The sequence below is a fragment of the Rhodopila sp. genome (assembly GCF_965277165.1).
GTDB lineage: Bacteria > Pseudomonadota > Alphaproteobacteria > Acetobacterales > Acetobacteraceae > Rhodopila.
Window position 1 is genome coordinate 704,158 of the sequence record NZ_CBDICE010000005.1, and the last position, 15,547, is coordinate 719,704.

15 protein-coding genes are annotated in these 15,547 nt (G+C 68.4%); 6 read left to right on the forward strand and 9 right to left on the reverse strand.

What is annotated here, in order from left to right; all coding sequences use genetic code 11:
- Positions 1 to 191 precede the first annotated feature (191 nt).
- Complete coding sequence (locus ACQY4Y_RS03910; RefSeq protein WP_428489249.1) at positions 192 to 662, reverse strand: GFA family protein; 471 nt, start codon at positions 660 to 662, stop codon at positions 192 to 194.
- Between the two features lie 109 nt (positions 663 to 771).
- Here ACQY4Y_RS03910 and carA point away from each other — a divergent pair, with 109 nt between their 5' ends.
- Positions 772 to 2,151 (forward strand): glutamine-hydrolyzing carbamoyl-phosphate synthase small subunit, encoded by a 1,380-nt coding sequence (gene carA / locus ACQY4Y_RS03915; protein ID WP_428489250.1) that lies wholly within the window; start codon positions 772 to 774, stop codon positions 2,149 to 2,151.
- An 83-nt stretch (positions 2,152 to 2,234) separates the two neighbouring features.
- Here the strand turns inward: carA and ACQY4Y_RS03920 are convergent, their stop codons facing one another.
- A complete protein-coding gene (locus tag ACQY4Y_RS03920) occupies positions 2,235 to 3,953 on the reverse strand; it encodes an N-acyl-D-amino-acid deacylase family protein (protein ID WP_428489251.1) in 1,719 nt (572 codons plus the stop codon).
- A gap of 186 nt (positions 3,954 to 4,139) precedes the next feature.
- On the opposite strand from ACQY4Y_RS03920, the gene ACQY4Y_RS03925 reads away from it, so the two are divergent.
- Genes ACQY4Y_RS03925 through ACQY4Y_RS03935 form a run of 3 tightly spaced genes read left to right on the forward strand, consistent with a single transcriptional unit; the run spans position 4,140 to position 5,593 of the window.
- Complete coding sequence (locus tag ACQY4Y_RS03925; RefSeq protein ID WP_428489252.1) at positions 4,140 to 4,979, forward strand: cation transporter; 840 nt, start codon at positions 4,140 to 4,142, stop codon at positions 4,977 to 4,979.
- Positions 4,915 to 5,304: a hypothetical protein gene (locus tag ACQY4Y_RS03930; RefSeq protein WP_428489253.1), complete on the forward strand. Its 390-nt coding sequence runs from the start codon at positions 4,915 to 4,917 to the stop codon at positions 5,302 to 5,304. Before ACQY4Y_RS03925 ends, ACQY4Y_RS03930 begins: the two co-directional genes overlap by 65 nt.
- Before the next feature lie 16 nt (positions 5,305 to 5,320).
- Positions 5,321 to 5,593: a hypothetical protein gene (locus tag ACQY4Y_RS03935; RefSeq protein ID WP_428489254.1), complete on the forward strand. Its 273-nt coding sequence runs from the start codon at positions 5,321 to 5,323 to the stop codon at positions 5,591 to 5,593.
- Positions 5,594 to 5,994: 401 nt separating this feature from the next.
- Here ACQY4Y_RS03935 and mltG read toward each other — a convergent pair whose 3' ends face one another.
- The 7 genes from mltG to ubiG form a co-directional block, all read right to left on the reverse strand.
- Complete coding sequence (gene mltG, locus ACQY4Y_RS03940; RefSeq protein ID WP_428489255.1) at positions 5,995 to 7,101, reverse strand: endolytic transglycosylase MltG; 1,107 nt, start codon at positions 7,099 to 7,101, stop codon at positions 5,995 to 5,997.
- A 4-nt stretch (positions 7,102 to 7,105) separates the two neighbouring features.
- Positions 7,106 to 8,365: a beta-ketoacyl-ACP synthase II gene (gene fabF, locus ACQY4Y_RS03945; RefSeq protein ID WP_428489256.1), complete on the reverse strand. Its 1,260-nt coding sequence runs from the start codon at positions 8,363 to 8,365 to the stop codon at positions 7,106 to 7,108.
- A gap of 35 nt (positions 8,366 to 8,400) precedes the next feature.
- Positions 8,401 to 8,637: an acyl carrier protein gene (locus ACQY4Y_RS03950; protein WP_158923295.1), complete on the reverse strand. Its 237-nt coding sequence runs from the start codon at positions 8,635 to 8,637 to the stop codon at positions 8,401 to 8,403.
- A gap of 164 nt (positions 8,638 to 8,801) precedes the next feature.
- Positions 8,802 to 9,539: a 3-oxoacyl-[acyl-carrier-protein] reductase gene (gene fabG, locus ACQY4Y_RS03955; RefSeq protein ID WP_428489257.1), complete on the reverse strand. Its 738-nt coding sequence runs from the start codon at positions 9,537 to 9,539 to the stop codon at positions 8,802 to 8,804.
- Between the two features lie 12 nt (positions 9,540 to 9,551).
- On the reverse strand, positions 9,552 to 10,619 hold the full coding sequence (locus ACQY4Y_RS03960) for an ACP S-malonyltransferase (RefSeq protein WP_428490727.1): 1,068 nt from the start codon (positions 10,617 to 10,619) through the stop codon (positions 9,552 to 9,554).
- A gap of 407 nt (positions 10,620 to 11,026) precedes the next feature.
- On the reverse strand, positions 11,027 to 12,202 hold the full coding sequence (lpxB, locus tag ACQY4Y_RS03965; protein WP_428489258.1) for a lipid-A-disaccharide synthase: 1,176 nt from the start codon (positions 12,200 to 12,202) through the stop codon (positions 11,027 to 11,029).
- 49 nt (positions 12,203 to 12,251) lie between these two features.
- Entirely contained in the window at positions 12,252 to 12,956 is a 705-nt protein-coding gene (ubiG, locus tag ACQY4Y_RS03970; protein ID WP_428489259.1) for a bifunctional 2-polyprenyl-6-hydroxyphenol methylase/3-demethylubiquinol 3-O-methyltransferase UbiG, read from the reverse strand.
- Between the two features lie 72 nt (positions 12,957 to 13,028).
- Here ubiG and ACQY4Y_RS03975 point away from each other — a divergent pair, with 72 nt between their 5' ends.
- Both ACQY4Y_RS03975 and ACQY4Y_RS03980 read left to right on the forward strand, forming a co-directional pair.
- A complete protein-coding gene (locus ACQY4Y_RS03975; RefSeq protein ID WP_428490728.1) occupies positions 13,029 to 14,306 on the forward strand; it encodes an aspartate kinase in 1,278 nt (425 codons plus the stop codon).
- Positions 14,299 to 15,510, forward strand: coding sequence for an NAD(P)H-dependent flavin oxidoreductase (locus ACQY4Y_RS03980; RefSeq protein ID WP_428489260.1), 1,212 nt, complete (start codon positions 14,299 to 14,301; stop codon positions 15,508 to 15,510). Before ACQY4Y_RS03975 ends, ACQY4Y_RS03980 begins: the two co-directional genes overlap by 8 nt.
- Positions 15,511 to 15,547 lie beyond the last annotated feature (37 nt).

The following is a 15,547-nucleotide window of genomic DNA, read 5'->3' on the forward strand; positions in this document are numbered from 1 at the left end:
GCCACCGCCGCCGCCACGAACTGATTGAGACGGGTGCGTTCGGAGGTCGCCAGCCTCTAGGCTTCGCTCTTGATCGAAACCGGCAGACGGAGCCGGCAGGTCGAAGTCCTGGCCATCGCATCACTCTCGAATCAGGTCCGCCGGAAGACATCGCCGCCCAGAGCCACACCCGGCGGCCACCACACCCACACTCACCCGTTGGGCGTGTGGCGGTCCGGGTGCTGAAAATCGACGATCTCCCGCGTCGCGCTGCTGCTGGCCGAGGTCGGGGTATCCGGCAGCCGGCCAGGCAGCAACCGATCGATCCATGGCAGCCGCGACTCGCTGCCGAAATTCATCGTCGGTGGCGCCGCGGCGGCGTCATCCAGGCTGCCGGTGGTGACCTCGATCGCGTCGCCGTCCAGATAGCGAAACGTCAGCGGCGTACCGCAGGCGGCGCAGAATTGGCGTTCGGCGGCGGAGGAGCTTCGGAAACTCGACGGCGAGCCACGGGTCCAATGCAACGCGACGGTGTTGACCTTGCAAAACGCCGCGAACGGGCCCCCAACCGCCTTTTGGCACATCCGGCAGTGGCACACGGTGGATTCCGGCTTCTCGGACAACGCGTAGCGCACCGCCCCGCACTGGCATCCGCCGGTCATGGAGGCTTCGGTCTTGTCCATATCTCCAATCCCTTAATATCCAACATCTTCGGGCCTCTTCGGGAAGAAAGTTCCCAAGCAAAAAGCCTAGGGTTGCCGCGGGAAGATCGCTCCCATATGGTCTCGACCCATGCCAATTTCGATCGACCAGATCATAGAACGCATGGGTGGCCCCGACGCCGCCGCCCGGCTCACCGGAGTGGGCACCGAAGCAGTCCGCAAATGGCGCCAATCGCACGCCATCCCGTCGCGCCACTGGCCGGCGGTCAGCGCCGCGACCGGCTTGAGCATGACCGACCTGCAAGCCAATCCGCCCGACCACCCAAATCCCATGACAGCCAGGCCCCCGACGTCAATCCCCGCCGGCGCCACCGCCGTGCTGGTGCTGGCCGACGGCACGCCACTCTGGGGCCGCGGCTTCGGCGCCCATACCCAGGCCGGTGGCCCGGTGGGCGAGGTCTGCTTCAGCACCGGCATGACCGGCTATCAGGAGACCCTGACCGACCCGTCCTTCGCCGGCCAGATCATCACCTTCACCTTTCCCCATATCGGCAATGTCGGCACCAACAACGCCGATTTCGAGGCCGCCAGCATCGCCGCCAGCGGCCTGGTGGTGAAGCAGGACATCAGCGAACCATCCAACTGGCGTTCGGCGCAGTCCCTGCAGGCCTGGCTGCGCGCGCAGGGCGTCACCGGCATCTCCGGCGTGGACACCAGAGCGCTGACCATCCGCATCCGCGACGCCGGCGCGCCGACGGGTATCGTGGCGTTTCCCGCCTACGGAAGTTTCGACCTTGCCGCCCTGCAAGCCCAGGCAGCGGCATGGCCTGGCCTGGAGGGCATGGACCTCGCGCGCCAGGTCACCTGCCTGCAATCGTATAGTTGGGACGAGATGACCTGGGCCTGGCCCACCGGGTCGGCCCGCCAGCACACGCCGACCCATCACGTCGTGGCGGTGGATTACGGCGCCAAGCGCAATATCCTGCGCTGCCTGGCGACCGCCGGCTGCCGGGTCACGGTGGTGCCGGCGACGGCCACCGCCGACGACATCCTGCGCCATCGCCCCGACGGCGTGTTCCTGTCGAACGGTCCGGGCGATCCGGCGGCCACCGGGGTCTACGCCGTCCCGGTGCTGCGCCAGGTGCTGGACAGCGGGGTGCCGGTATTCGGCATCTGCCTGGGGCATCAGCTACTGGCACTGGCTCTGGGTGCAAAGACCTACAAGCTGACCCGCGGTCATCGCGGCGCCAACCAGCCGGTGCAGGACCTGGCAACCGGCAAGGTCGAGATCACCAGCCAGAACCACGGCTTCGCGGTGGATGCCGATTCACTGCCGGCCGGGGTGAAGGTGACCCATGTCTCGTTGTTCGATGGCTCGAACGAGGGCATCGCCGCCGTCGATCGGCCGGTGTTCTCGGTGCAGTACCACCCCGAGGCCAGCCCAGGGCCGTCGGACAGCCACCATCTGTTCCAGCGGTTCGTCGGGATGATGCGCCGGCCGGCGGCATGACGACCCCAGCGGAACATCGGAGCGGAACATCGGAGCGGCACATCGGAGCGGCACATGGAAGCGCCACATCGGAGCCGCCCTCGTCAGGTCCGAGAGCGAACCAGCCTTCCGGGCCGCGCTCCGGTGTCCTCACCGTGTTCGAAGATCGGCACGCCGGCGACAATGGTAGCGGCATAGCCATCCACCCGTTGCACCAGCCGCTTGCCGCCGGCCGGCAGGTCGTGCCGTAGCTCCGGGTGGTGCAGCCGCAAGCTGCCCAGATCGACCACGTTGACGTCGGCCTTCTTGCCCACCGCCAGCCGCCCGCGATCGTGAAAGCCGAAGAAATCCGCCGTCTCGCTGGTCAGCCGCTTGACCACGAACTCCAGTGGAAACCGCGGCCCGCGATGACGGTCGCGCACCCAATGGGTCAGCATATACGACGGCAACGAGGAATCGCAGATCAGCCCGCAATGCGCGCCGCCGTCACCCAGGCCCAGCAGGGTGTCGGGGTCGCGGATCATGTCGTGCACCACGCCATGGTCGCCATGCACATAGTTGGTGACCGGGTAGAACAGCATCCGATCGCCGTTTTCGCCGGTCAGGTAGTCGTAGCAGAATTCCTCCGGCGTCAGGTTGGTCCGCGCCGCCATTGCGGCGATGCTGCGGCTCTGATCCGGTTCGTAATCCGGCGGGTCGCCCAGCACATACTGGCGGTCCCAGCGGGTCGCGATCGGCCGCTGCAACGGCGGCAGGACCGCCAGCAGATCCTCCGATGCCGGTTGCGCCAGGATCTCCGCCCGCACCGCCGGATCACGCAGCCGCGCCAGCCGGTCCCTGACCGACAGCGAGGTCAGCGCCGCGAACGCCGGACGCGCCGCGAACGGGTTCAATGACGTGGTCAATCCCAGGATGATGCCGACCGGGCGCCCCGCCACCTGCGCCGTCACTGACGCCCCATCGGCCCGTGCTCGGCGCACCCCATTCATCAGCCGATGATACCGCTCCGGATCGCTTGACCGGTCGGTCAACAGAAACCAGAGCGGCCGCCCGGTGGTCTTGGCCAGCGACCGCATCCAGTCGAATTCGGCAGCCTCGTCGTCGAAGTCGCTCAGCATGCCGAACGCGCCGGTCCGCGTCCGCCCCAGCGCGGCGCCGATGCCGAACAGTTCCTGGTTCTCGGCGAACCGGCCGGGCACCAGATCGCCCTTGGTCGTCTTGTGCTGCTCTGTTCGCGACGTGGTGAAGCCGAACGCCCCCGCGCGCAGCGCCTGCTCGGTCAGCCGGCTCATCGCCTCGATGTCGGCCGCCGAGGCGATCTCCCGCCGCACCGCCCGATCCCCCATCACGTAGACCCGTAGCGGATGGTGTGGCACCTGGGCGGCGACATCGATGGTGCGCGGAAACCGCTCCAGCACGTCCAGGTAGTCGGGGAAGCTCTCCCAATCCCAGCGCAGACCCTCCGCCAGGGCGATGCCAGGAATGTCCTCGACCCCCTCCATCAAATCGATCAGGCAATCTCGGTCGGCCTTGCGCACCGGCGCGAAGCCGACACCGCAGTTGCCCATCAGGATGGTCGTGGCGCCATGCCAGGAGGATGGCGCCAGCACCGGATCCCAGGTCGCCTGGCCGTCGTAGTGGGTGTGGATATCGACCCAGCCGGGGGTAATCAGTTGGCCCGCGGCCTCGATCTCGCGCCTGCCCGGACCAGCCTTGCCGCCGACCTGGGCGATGCGGTCGCCGTCGATGGCGAGGTCTCCGGTGAAGCGGGGGGCGCCCGTACCGTCGACGATGGTTCCGCCGCGGATGACGATATCATGCATCCCGTCTGATCTCCCTTATTGCCGCGCCGCAGCATCGCCCGCGGGCCGGGAAGTTTCAAGCCGTGCCGCTCGCTGGGGTGCCCCCCGCCGCCCCCGCCAAGCCCGCGATAGTCACAACCCCTCGTTGACCCTGTATCCCCTACAAGATTCATACCCACGACCATCGCAATTTGCCGAGGCGCTTGCATGGCCTGCAGTCACGATCCCGTCTGTTCCCCCGCGACCCACCCAGGCCCGCCGAACAGCCCGCACTGGCGCCGCGCGCTATGGATCGCACTCATCATCAACGCCGGGTTCTTCCTGACCGAGATCGTCGCCGGCGCCGCCGCCGGATCGACATCCCTGCAAGCCGATGCCCTCGACTTCTTCGGCGATGCGGCCAACTACGCCATCAGCCTCGGCGTCGCCGGCATGGCGCTCGAATGGCGCGCCCGCGCCGCTCTCGCCAAGGGCGCCACCCTGATTGCCTTCGCCCTGTGGATCCTCGCCAGCACGGCCTGGCACGCCACTCACCCCACGCTGCCGCGCGCCGAGATCATGGGAATGGTCGGCATCGCCGCCCTGATCGCCAATGGCGGCGTGGCGCTGATGCTCTACCGCTTCCGCACCGGCGATGCCAACATGCGCTCGGTCTGGATTTGCTCGCGTAATGATGCCGTCGGCAACGCTGCGGTGCTGCTCGCGGCGATCGGGGTTTTCGGCACCGCAACCGGCTGGCCGGATGTCATCGTCGGCGCGATCATGGGCGGAATGGGCCTGTGGGGCGGATGGCAAATCGTCTCCCAGGCGGGTGGTGAACTGCGTTCGACCCCGACCGGCTACCCCGCGCCAGACGCCGACCCAGACCCCGCCGCGGCCGGTTGCGGTCCCCGCCCCGGCAAGATAGTTAAGCGACCCTGGCAAAGGTCGGCGGCCGTTCCGGCGCTCCTTCCGTTGGCAGAAACAGCAGGAGCCGCAAGTTATGTATCGCCGCGCACTTCTCGCCGCCGTCATCGCCCTCACCCCGATGGCGGCAATGGCGGATGAAAGTATTTCCGGACAATGGCAAGCCCATCTCAGCCACGAGGTCGTCATCGCCATGGACGTGCTGGCAGACAATCTATGGACCAGCCAGACCGTGCAGAGCAACAAGGTCGTCGCCGAGTTGGCGGGCTCCTACGACCAGAAAAAAGCCAGTGCGACAACCGGCACGCTGGTCTTCACCCCGGTGAAATCGAAAACCACCGAACAACACGGCGCCGCCGTGGTCGAGGAAGACAAATATACCCTGGAACAGGGCGGCAAAGTATTGCGGCTGGTTTCCAGCAAAAACGATGTGATGGTGTTCCACAAGCAAGCTTACGCCAAGTAGGAAGAAGGAATTATCGATGCGATACGCACTTATCACCGCGGCCGCGGTTCTTGGCCTCACCGCCGCCACCCCACCGGCCAACGCTATCGGCTGCCTGTCCGGCGGCGCCGCCGGTGCCCTGGCCGGCCACATGGCAGGCCATGGCGTGCTCGGGGCGATTGGCGGCTGCATCGCCGGACATCAATGGCATAAGCACAAAGTGAGCCAGAAAGCCTTGCAAAACCAGCAAGACTACGTCCAGAGCCGGCAGCAGAAGGATCCCAGCTACCGCGATCCGTGGCAGAACTGATCCGCGCGGCAAGCGTCGCTTCAATCAACGCCGCGCATCCAAACTGGCCGACGACAACGGCCGATCCCTCACGGCCCGGATGGGGATGCGCGGCGACCGATATGACGGTCAGGATGCAAACCGCCAGGATCAGCGCCGCATCGATCGCGCCAGCCGGAAACAGTCCGTGCTTCCGGCACGGGTTGGCGCCGATCATGACCGGCTGAACGGAAGCGGCCACCTCGGAAGCCGGCCTGCCTTCCCCAGCCAAGTCGGATTGTATAAAGAATGATTCTTTGTGCGGTCGATAACCGCTGAGCGCAACGAAACCCGGCTTGGAATCGCTCAGTGGACCGGTCGGAGACATTCACCATCGCATCGATGCCTGATCGCCGCCTGCGCAACGGTCGATCCGTCGCTCGCTACTCCGCCCCGCCGCGAGTCCCCGGCGAAAGCGCCCGCCACCGCGCCACCGCGCTATCGTGCGCCTCATAGCTGCGCGAGAACACGTGCCCGCCACTGCCGTCGGCCACGAAGAACAAATCCTCGCTCGCCATCGGATGCAGCACCGCCTTGATGCTGTCCAGGCTGGGCGAACAGATCGGCGCCGGCGGCAGCCCGGCGCTGCGATAGGTGTTGAACGGATCGTCCCGCCCCAGTTCGGCCCGCGTCAGCGGATGGTCCAGCGCCCCCGAACCATTGCTCGCCAGATACACCACGGTCGGGTCGGCCTGCAGCCGCATCCCCTGGCGCAGCCGGTTCAGATACACCGCGGCGACATGTGGCCGCTCCTCCGGCTTGGCGGTCTCCCGCTCGACGATGCTGGCCAGGATCAGCGCATCGCGCGGACTGCTCAGCGACAGCCCCGGCGCTCGATCCGCCCACGCCGCGGCCAGCGCCTTGTCCATCGCCGCCGTCGCCCGCGCCACCAGCGCCGAACGCTCGGCTCCATTCAGGTAATCGTAGGTCTGCGGCAGCACCGAACCTTCATCGATCGAGCCCACCTTGCCGCTCATGTCCTCGGCATGGTTGACCAAATGAACGATCTGGCGCGCGGTCAGCCCCTCGGCAATGGTGAGCTGATGTTCCACCGGACGCGCCTCGCGCAGGATCGCCAACACCTGCCCGACCGAGGCATGCGCCGGAAACCTGAACTCCGCCGCATGCAACGCCCCGGCCCCGCGGGTCACCCAGGCCGCGGCGCGAAACAGCAGCGGCTGATCGATCACCCCATCCGCCCGCAACGCCTGGGCCACCTCGCCGGTGCCGCCACGCGGCACCACGATCGCCCGCGCCTCGGCCAACGGCCCCGGCCCAGACACTGCATCGCGCCACCACGGCACCGCGCCCGCGACCTGCCCCATAACGCCGCCCACTGGCCCCGGCGCCAGCGCCGTCACCCCCAGCGCCGCGACCCCCAGCATAAGCACCCCAAGCACCAGCCCACAGGCCAGCCTCGTCAGCCGCCAGCGCGTCGCCCGCCGCGCCGCCCCCGCGTCAGTTACTGGCTCAGCCCCCGGGTCAGTCACCGGGTCAGACACCGCGGAAAATGACAGAGGCGTTGGTGCCGCCAAACCCGAAACTGTTCGACAACACCACCCTGATCCGGCGCTCCTGCGCCGACTTCGCCACCCGGTCGATCACGCTGTCGCGGCTCGGTGCATCCAGGTTCAACGTCGGCGGCGCCACCCCGTCGCGGATCGCCAGGATCGAGAACACCGCCTCGATCGCCCCCGCCGCGCCCAGCAGGTGACCGGTCGCCGACTTGGTGGAAGACATCGCCAATCCTCGCGCCGAGTCGCCGAACAGCCGCTCCACCGCCTCCAGCTCCATGTCGTCGCCCAGCGGCGTGGAGGTGCCATGAGCGTTGACGTAATCGATGTCCCCCGGCCCGAAGCCGCCGCTCCTCATCGCGTTGCGCATCGAGCGGAACGCCCCATCATGGCCCTCGGCCGGCGCGGTGATGTGATGCGCATCGCCCGACATGCCATACCCCGACACCTCGGCATAGATCTTCGCGCCGCGCTGTCGCGCATGCTCGTATTCCTCCAGCACCACGCAGCCCGCGCCCTCGCCCATCACGAAGCCGTCGCGGTCCTTGTCCCACGGCCGCGACGCCGCCGCCGGGCGGTCGTTGAACGCGGTGGACAACGCCCGCGACGCGCAGAACCCGGCAATGCCCAGTTCGCAAACCGCTGCCTCCGACCCGCCGGCCACCATCAGGTCGGCGTCGCCCAGCCCGATCAGGCGCGACGCATCGCCGATCGCGTGCACCCCGGTCGCGCACGCCGTCACCGCGCAGTGGTTCGGCCCCTTGAAGCCATATTTGATCGACAGGTGTCCTGACGCCAGGTTGCACAGCGCGGACGGGATGAAGAACGGCGACAGCCGGCGCCCCTTGCCCTCGCGAATCTGGATCGAGGCCTGATAGATCGACTCCAGCCCGCCAATTCCCGACCCGATCATCACCCCGGTGGCACAGCGCTCGTCCTCGGTTTCCGGCCGCCAGCCGGAATCCTCGACCGCTTCCGACCCCGCCACCATCGCCAGGTGGATGAAGCGGTCCATCTTCTTCTGGTCCTTCACCGGGACCCACTCGCTGATGTCCAGCCCACCGGTTTCGCGCACCCCCGGGGGCACCTGCCCGGCCACCTTGCACGGCGACTCCGCGGCATCGAACACCGAAATCGCGCCGATGCCGGATTCGGCGTTGATCAACCGGCGCCAGACATGCTCCACGCCCACCCCAAGCGGGCAGGCGATACCCATGCCCGTCACCACCACACGCCGCATCACAGCAGGCCTTTCACGCTGATCAGAAGCCAGCCCTATTGCTTCTGCTTCTCGATGTAGTCGATCGCATCCTTCACGGTGGCGATCTTTTCCGCCGCGTCCTCCGGGATCTCCACATCGAATTCTTCCTCGAACGCCATCACCAGTTCGACCGTGTCCAGGCTGTCGGCGCCCAGATCGTCGATGAATGACGCTTCCGGCGTCACCTTGGCTTCATCCACGCCAAGATGTTCCACCACGATCCGCTTGATCTTGTCGGCAATGTCGCTCATCGGCTCCGCTACTCCTGACCTGTTCGGTTAAAATCTGCGTCCGTCTGTTCCGCGGCCGGCGCCTTGTCCCGGTCCGCGAACCGAGCCCGTGCCAGACATAGCTACGCGGCGCTTAGCATGCTTTCCCGCAGCCGTGAAAGGTTACCGGACGCCCCCAGGGGTGCTTAGATCATCGCCATCCCGCCATTGACATGCAGTGTGGCGCCAGTGACCCACCCCGCCTCGTCCGAGGCCAGATAGACCACCGCCGCGGCAATATCCTCGGGCTGTCCAAGCCGGCGCAGCGGGATCAGGTCCGACAGCTTGGCGCGTTGCGCCTCCCCCACCGATTCGGTCATCGCGGTCACCACGAACCCCGGCGCCACTACGTTGATGGTGATGCCCCGGGATGCCACCTCCTGCGCCAACGACTTGCTCATGCCCACCAGCCCAGCCTTGGCGGCGGCATAGTTGGCCTGACCGGGATTGCCGGTCGCCCCGACGATGGACGAAATATTGACGATCCGCCCGGCACGCCGGCGCAGCATGCCGCGCAACGCCGCCCGCGCCAGCCGGAACGGCGCCGACAGATCGACATCCAGCACCGCCTGCCAGTCCGGGTCCGACATCCGCAGCGCCAGCATGTCACGCGTCATCCCGGCATTGTTCACCAAAACATGCAGCGGACCGACCGCCGCCTCCGCCGTCTCGATCAGCGCATCGGGTTCCGAGGCATCACGCAGATCGGCCGGACAAACCCGCGCCCGTTCGCCCAATTCCGCCGCCAGCGCCTCCAGCGCGTCGCGCCGCGTGCCGGACAGCGCGACGCTGGCACCTTGCGCATGCAACGCCCGCGCGATCGCCGCGCCGATGCCGCCCGAGGCGCCGGTGACCAGCGCGGCCTTGCCGTCCAATCGGAACATCGCCCGTCTCCCTCACAGCCCCTTCAAAACCGCCTCGATCTCCGCCGGCGTGCCGGCGGCGATGCCCGACGCGTCCGGCGCGATGCGCTTGACCAATCCCGTCAGCACCTTGCCGGCGCCGAGCTCGATGAAACGGTCGACCCCCATCTCGGTCATCGCCGCGACGCATTCGCGCCAGCGCACCGTGGCGGTCACCTGCTGTACCAGCAGGTCGCGGATTTGCCCAGGATCGGATTCGCGCCGCGCCGACACGTTCGCCACCAGCGGCACCGAAGGCGGCCGCGGCGGCAACGCCTGCAACGCCTCGGCCATGGCATCGGCCGCCGGCGCCATCAGCGCGCAGTGGAACGGCGCCGACACCGGCAGCAGCATTGCCCGCCGGATACCGTTTTGCTTGGCGATCTCGATCGCCCGCTCGATCGCCCCGCGATGACCCGAAATCACCACCTGGCCGCCACCGTTATCGTTCGCCGGCTGCACGATCTCGCGCTGGCCAGCCTTCCGTTGGCCCGTCTCGCGCTGGCCCGTCTCGCGTTGGCCCGTCTCGCGCTGGCCCGTCTCGCGCTGGCCCGTCTCGCGCTGGTCCAACTCGCGCTGGCCGCTCTCCGGCACCACCGCCGCCTCGGCGCAGATCCGGGCTGCTTGCTCCATGTCGGCCCCCAGCAGCGCCGCCATCGCCCCCACCCCCGGGGGCACCGCCTTCTGCATCGCCTGGCCGCGCAGCTTCAGCAAGCGCGCGGCATCGGGCACCGAAAAACCCCCGGCGGCGGCCAGCGCGCTGTATTCGCCCAGCGAGTGCCCGGCCACCACCAGCGCCTTGCGCTGCAACGTCGTGCCACCCTCGCGCTCCAGCACCCGCAGCACCGCCAGCGAGTGCGCCAGTAGCGCCGGCTGGGTGTTTTCGGTCAGCGTCAATTCCTCATGCGGCCCCTCGAACATCAGCTTGGACAGCTTCTGCTTCAGGGTCTCGTCGATCTCCTGGAACACCTCGCGCGCGGCGGCGAAGGCGGCGGCGAGGTCGCGCCCCATGCCGACGGACTGACTGCCCTGGCCGGGGAAGATGAAAGCGTGAACCGGCATCGATGGGTTACTCTCCACTGACGGCACCAGCGCAAGCGGACTGACCCGCAAGCGCCAAGCTCCTTGTTTTCTCACCCGACTCACCCGCCGCGGACCTGTCCGCTCGGCGCGATCGTGCTCCCAGACCAGACAGATAGACCCGACCAGGCGGAGCCCACGGATACCACCCGGTTGGGCCAGGATTGGCGCGGGGCGTAGCGGTGGGTAATCGGACTGTCAAGAAATTCGCCGCCTGCCGGCGGCCTTGCCGCATCGCACTGCCGCCCCGAACCCGCGCCGCGCACCAACCGCCCTGCAATACCGCCCAGGAAACCCGCCACCGCAGCTCGGTTTTCACTGAATTCGGCGTGCACACCGCAACGCCAAAGCCGGCCCCCGCCCAGCTCGCCGCGCCGACACCGGTAACGCTACGGCAAAAGCGACAGCACCGCCTCGGCGGCGCACTCCGATGGCGTGCCGGACGCCGGCCGCAACAGCGCCAACGCCTCGGCGAACCCGCGACGCTGCAACGCGACCGCATCGGGATCGCCCAGCAACCGGCGCACCTCCGCCGCCAACCGATCCGGGCGACCGTCATATTGCAGCAGTTCCGGAACCACCGGCCGATCCAGCAACAGGTTCAGCAGCGAGGCATACCGCACCCGGATCATCCGCCGGGCCATCACGTACGACACCGGATTGACCCGGTAGGTCACCAGCATCGGCACGTTCGCCAGCGCCAGCTCCAGCGTCGACGTCCCCGACTTGGTCAGCGCCACCGCCGAGGCGGCGAATGCGTCATGCTTGGCCGCGCCGTCGGCCACCAGGATCGGCCGCACCGGCCACCCGGAGGTAAGCTCGCGCACCATGTCCTCGACCGGACCGGCCAGCGGCACAACCGGCACCACCGGTTCGGGCAGCAGCCGGATCGTCGCCTCCAGGATCGGCAGCAGCCGCGACACCTCGGTGCGCCGGCTGCCCGGCATGATGGTCAGCACCCTGGCGTCGGGCGGAACCGCGTGGCGCGCCCGGAACCTGGCCGCGTCGCCGGTCTCGGCGCCGCTTTCCAGCACCGGATGGCCGACGAACCGAGCCGGCAGGCCGTGACCGGCGAAGAACCCCGGCTCGAACGGCAGCAGGCAAAGCAATTCGTCCCACAGGCCGGGATAATGCTTCACCCGGCTCTCCCGCCACGCCCACACCTGCGGCGCCACGAAATGCGCCCGCTTCAGCCCCGCCCGCTTCGGCCCCGCCCGCTTCGGCCCCGCCCGCTGCAGCCCAGATTGGCGCAACGCCCCCAGCACCCGCAGGGTGAACCCGGGCGAGTCGATCGTCACCACCACATCCGGCCGGCGCTGCTCGATATCGGCCAGCGTCCGCCGCAGCAAGGTGCGCAGCTCGAACAGCCTGGGCACCACCTCGAGCAGCCCCATCAGCGCCAGCGAGCGGATCGGAAACAGGCTGTTCAACCCCTGCGCCGCCATCGCCCCGCCGCCGATGCCGGCAAACCGAAGCTCCGGCCGTCGCGCCTTCAGCGCCGCCATCAGCCGCGCCCCAAGCACATCACCGCTCTGTTCGCCAGCGATCAGATAGAGCAGCGTCACGGTCCGTTCGCCGCCGCGGCCGGTCCAAATCTGTCGAGCCGCCCCACGCCTACCGCACCCCCGTCATCATGTAGTTCACCGCCATGTCCCGCCCGGTGCGCCAGCGCCCGGTCAGCGGATCGGCCAGCAGCCCGCAGGTCGCCCCGACCCGCAACCCGGCCGCGCGCAGCATCGCGGCCAACTCGGACGGGGTAATGAACGCCTTCCAATCATGCGTCCCCACCGGCAGCATCCGCAGCACGTATTCGGCACCCAGCTTGCCGACAATCCACGATCGCCGGGTGCGGTTCAGGGTGGACAGCACCAGCACCCCGCCAGGTTCCAGCAATTCGGACAGAATCCGAACGAAACCCGCCGGATCGGGCACGTGCTCGATCACCTCCAGCGCGATGATCGCCGGAAACCGCAAGTTCTCCGCCACCAGCGCCTCGGCCGAACAAGCCCGGTAGGCCAGGCGCGCCCCCGACCCCTGGCCCAATCCCTCGGCATGGACCCGGGCGGCGTCGATCGCCGCCCCAGCGGCGTCGATCCCCAGCACGTCGTGGCCGCGACGCGCCAACGCCTCGGCCGCCAGCCCGGCGCCGCAGCCGACATCCAGGACCCGGACAGGCCCCGGCAGCAACCCCTCGATCCAGCCGATTCGCGCCGGATTCATCCGGTGCAGCGGCCGCATCGGGCCGTCGGGATCCCACCAGCGCGACGCCAGCCGGTCGAATTTCCGCACCTCCGCCGCCGAGACCGTGCCACCGCTCATGATTGTTGCTCCGTCTCCCGTCGATCAGTATGTGTGCGTTCGGAAAGCAAATTGGCAACCGAACCCCCGTCCATGGCCCGCATCGTGATGAAGTTCGGCGGCACCTCCGTCGCCGATCTCGACCGCATCCGCAACGTCGCCGCCCGCGTCAAGCGCGAGGTCGACCGCGGCCACCAGGTCGCCGTCGTGGTCTCCGCCATGTCCGGCGTGACCAACACCCTGGTCAAGTGGTGCACCGACCTCTCGCCGATGCACGACGCGCGCGAGTACGACGCCGTGGTCGCCACCGGCGAGCAGGTCACCTCCGGCCTGCTGGCGATCTGCCTGCAGGAGGCCGGAATCGACGCCAGGTCCTGGCAGGGCTGGCAGATCCCGCTCTGCACCGACACCGCGCACGGCAAGGCACGCATCGGCTCGATCGAGGGCGCCGAACTGATCCGCCGGATGCAGACCGGTCAGGTCGCCGTGGTCGCCGGCTTCCAGGGCATCGCCCCTGACAACCGCATCACCACCCTCGGCCGCGGCGGGTCGGATACCTCGGCGGTGGCGCTGGCCGCCGCGCTGAAAGCCGACCGCTGCGACATCTACACCGACGTCGACGGGATCTACACCACCGACCCCCGCATCGTGCCGCGCGCCCGCAAGCTGGCCCGGATCACCTACGAGGAAATGCTGGAACTCGCATCCGTCGGCGCCAAGGTGCTGCAGACCCGCAGCGTCGAGCTGGCGATGAACGAAGGCGTCCGGGTGCGGGTGCTGTCCAGCTTTACCGAAGCCCCCCCGGACGCCGCACCGGGCGCACCACCGGGCGCCCCACCTGACGCCCCACTGGACGACGACACCGGCACCCTGGTTGTGGACGAGGATGAGATCGTGGAAAAGCAGAACGTGACCGGCATCGCCTATTCCCGCGACGAGGCCAAGATCACCGTGCGCCGGGTGCCCGACCGGCCCGGCATCGCCGCCACCATCTTCGGCGCCCTGGCCGAGCAGAACGCCAACGTCGACATGATCGTGCAGAACATCTCGGCCGACGGCACCACCGACATGACCTTCACCGTCGGCAAGGCCGACCTGCCCAGGGCCCGCGCCGCGCTGGCCGGCATCAAGCGCCAGATCAACTACGCCGAACTGATCGAGGACCCCGACGTCGCCAAGATCAGCGTGGTCGGCGTCGGCATGCGCAGCCACGCCGGCGTCGCCAACACCATGTTCAGCGCGCTGGCCGACAAGGCGATCAACATCCAGGTGATCTCCACCAGCGAGATCAAGGTCAGTGTGCTGATCGCCGCCGAATATACCGAACTGGCGGTGCGCGCGCTGCATTCCGCCTATGGCCTCGATGCCTGACGAACGGATGGACGGCACCCTGCGGGACAAGGCCACCGGGCTGGCTGCGGACATCTCCGCCGCCTCAGCCACGGACATGTCGGCCGTCCCGGCCACGGACACGCCGGCCGTGCCGGCCACGGACACGCCGGCCGTCCCTGCCACGCCCGCCCCGGCCACGGACACGCCGGCCGCCCCGGCCACGGACCCATCTTCGGCCGCCCGTGTTCGGCTCGACCGGCTGTGGGCCCGAGGCACCGACTTCCTGGGCTGCCGCCATGCCATCCTGGGCGGCGCCATGAGCTGGGTCAGCGAGCAGCACCTGGTCTCGGCGATCTCCAACGCCGGCGGCTTCGGCGTGATCGCCTGCGGCGCGATGAACCCGACCCAGTTGGCCGACCAGATCGCCGGCACCCAGGCCCGCACCGATAAGCCGTTCGGCGTCAACCTGATCACCATGCATCCCGAACTGGATGACCTGATCCGGGTCACCCTGGCAGCCAAGGTCGGCCACATCGTGCTGGCCGGCGGCATCCCGCCCGCCCCGGCCATCCGCGCGGTGAAGGATGGCGGCGCCAAGCTGATCGCCTTCTCCCCCGCTCTGTCGCTCGCCCGCCGCCTGGTCCGCTCCGGCGCCGATGCCATCGTGATCGAGGGGTCGGAGGCCGGCGGTCATATCGGCCCGGTGTCGCTCACCGTGCTGGCGCAGGAGATCCTGCCGCATCTGCGCGACGTCCCAGTGTTCGTCGCCGGCGGCCTGGGCCGCGGCGAGGCAATCCTGTCCTACCTCGAAATGGGTGCCTCCGGCGCCCAGCTCGGCACCCGCTTCGCCGCCTCGGTGGAATCCATCGCCCATGCCAAGTTCAAGAAATTCTTCGTCCACGCCAACGCCCGCGACGCCATGCCGTCAGTCGAGCTGGACCCCCGCCTGCCGGTGATCCCGGTGCGCGGCCTGGTCAACGACGGCACCAAACAATTCCTTCAGCACCAGGCCGAGACGCGTGACAAACTGCTGGCCGGCGAAGTGAACAGGGAAGAAGCCCAACTACTGGTCGAACGTTTCTGGGCCGGCGCGCTGCGCCGCGCGGTGATCGAGGGCGATATCGAGACCGGATCGGTAATGGCCGGGCAGTCGGTCGGCATGGTGACCAGCGTGCAGCCGGTGGCGGAGATCATTCAGGAGTTGGTGGGCCAGGCGGTGGCGGCGCTGGCGGCGCGGGGGTGAGGGCGGTTTGAGCGAGGGCCGCTCGGCGCAGCAACCG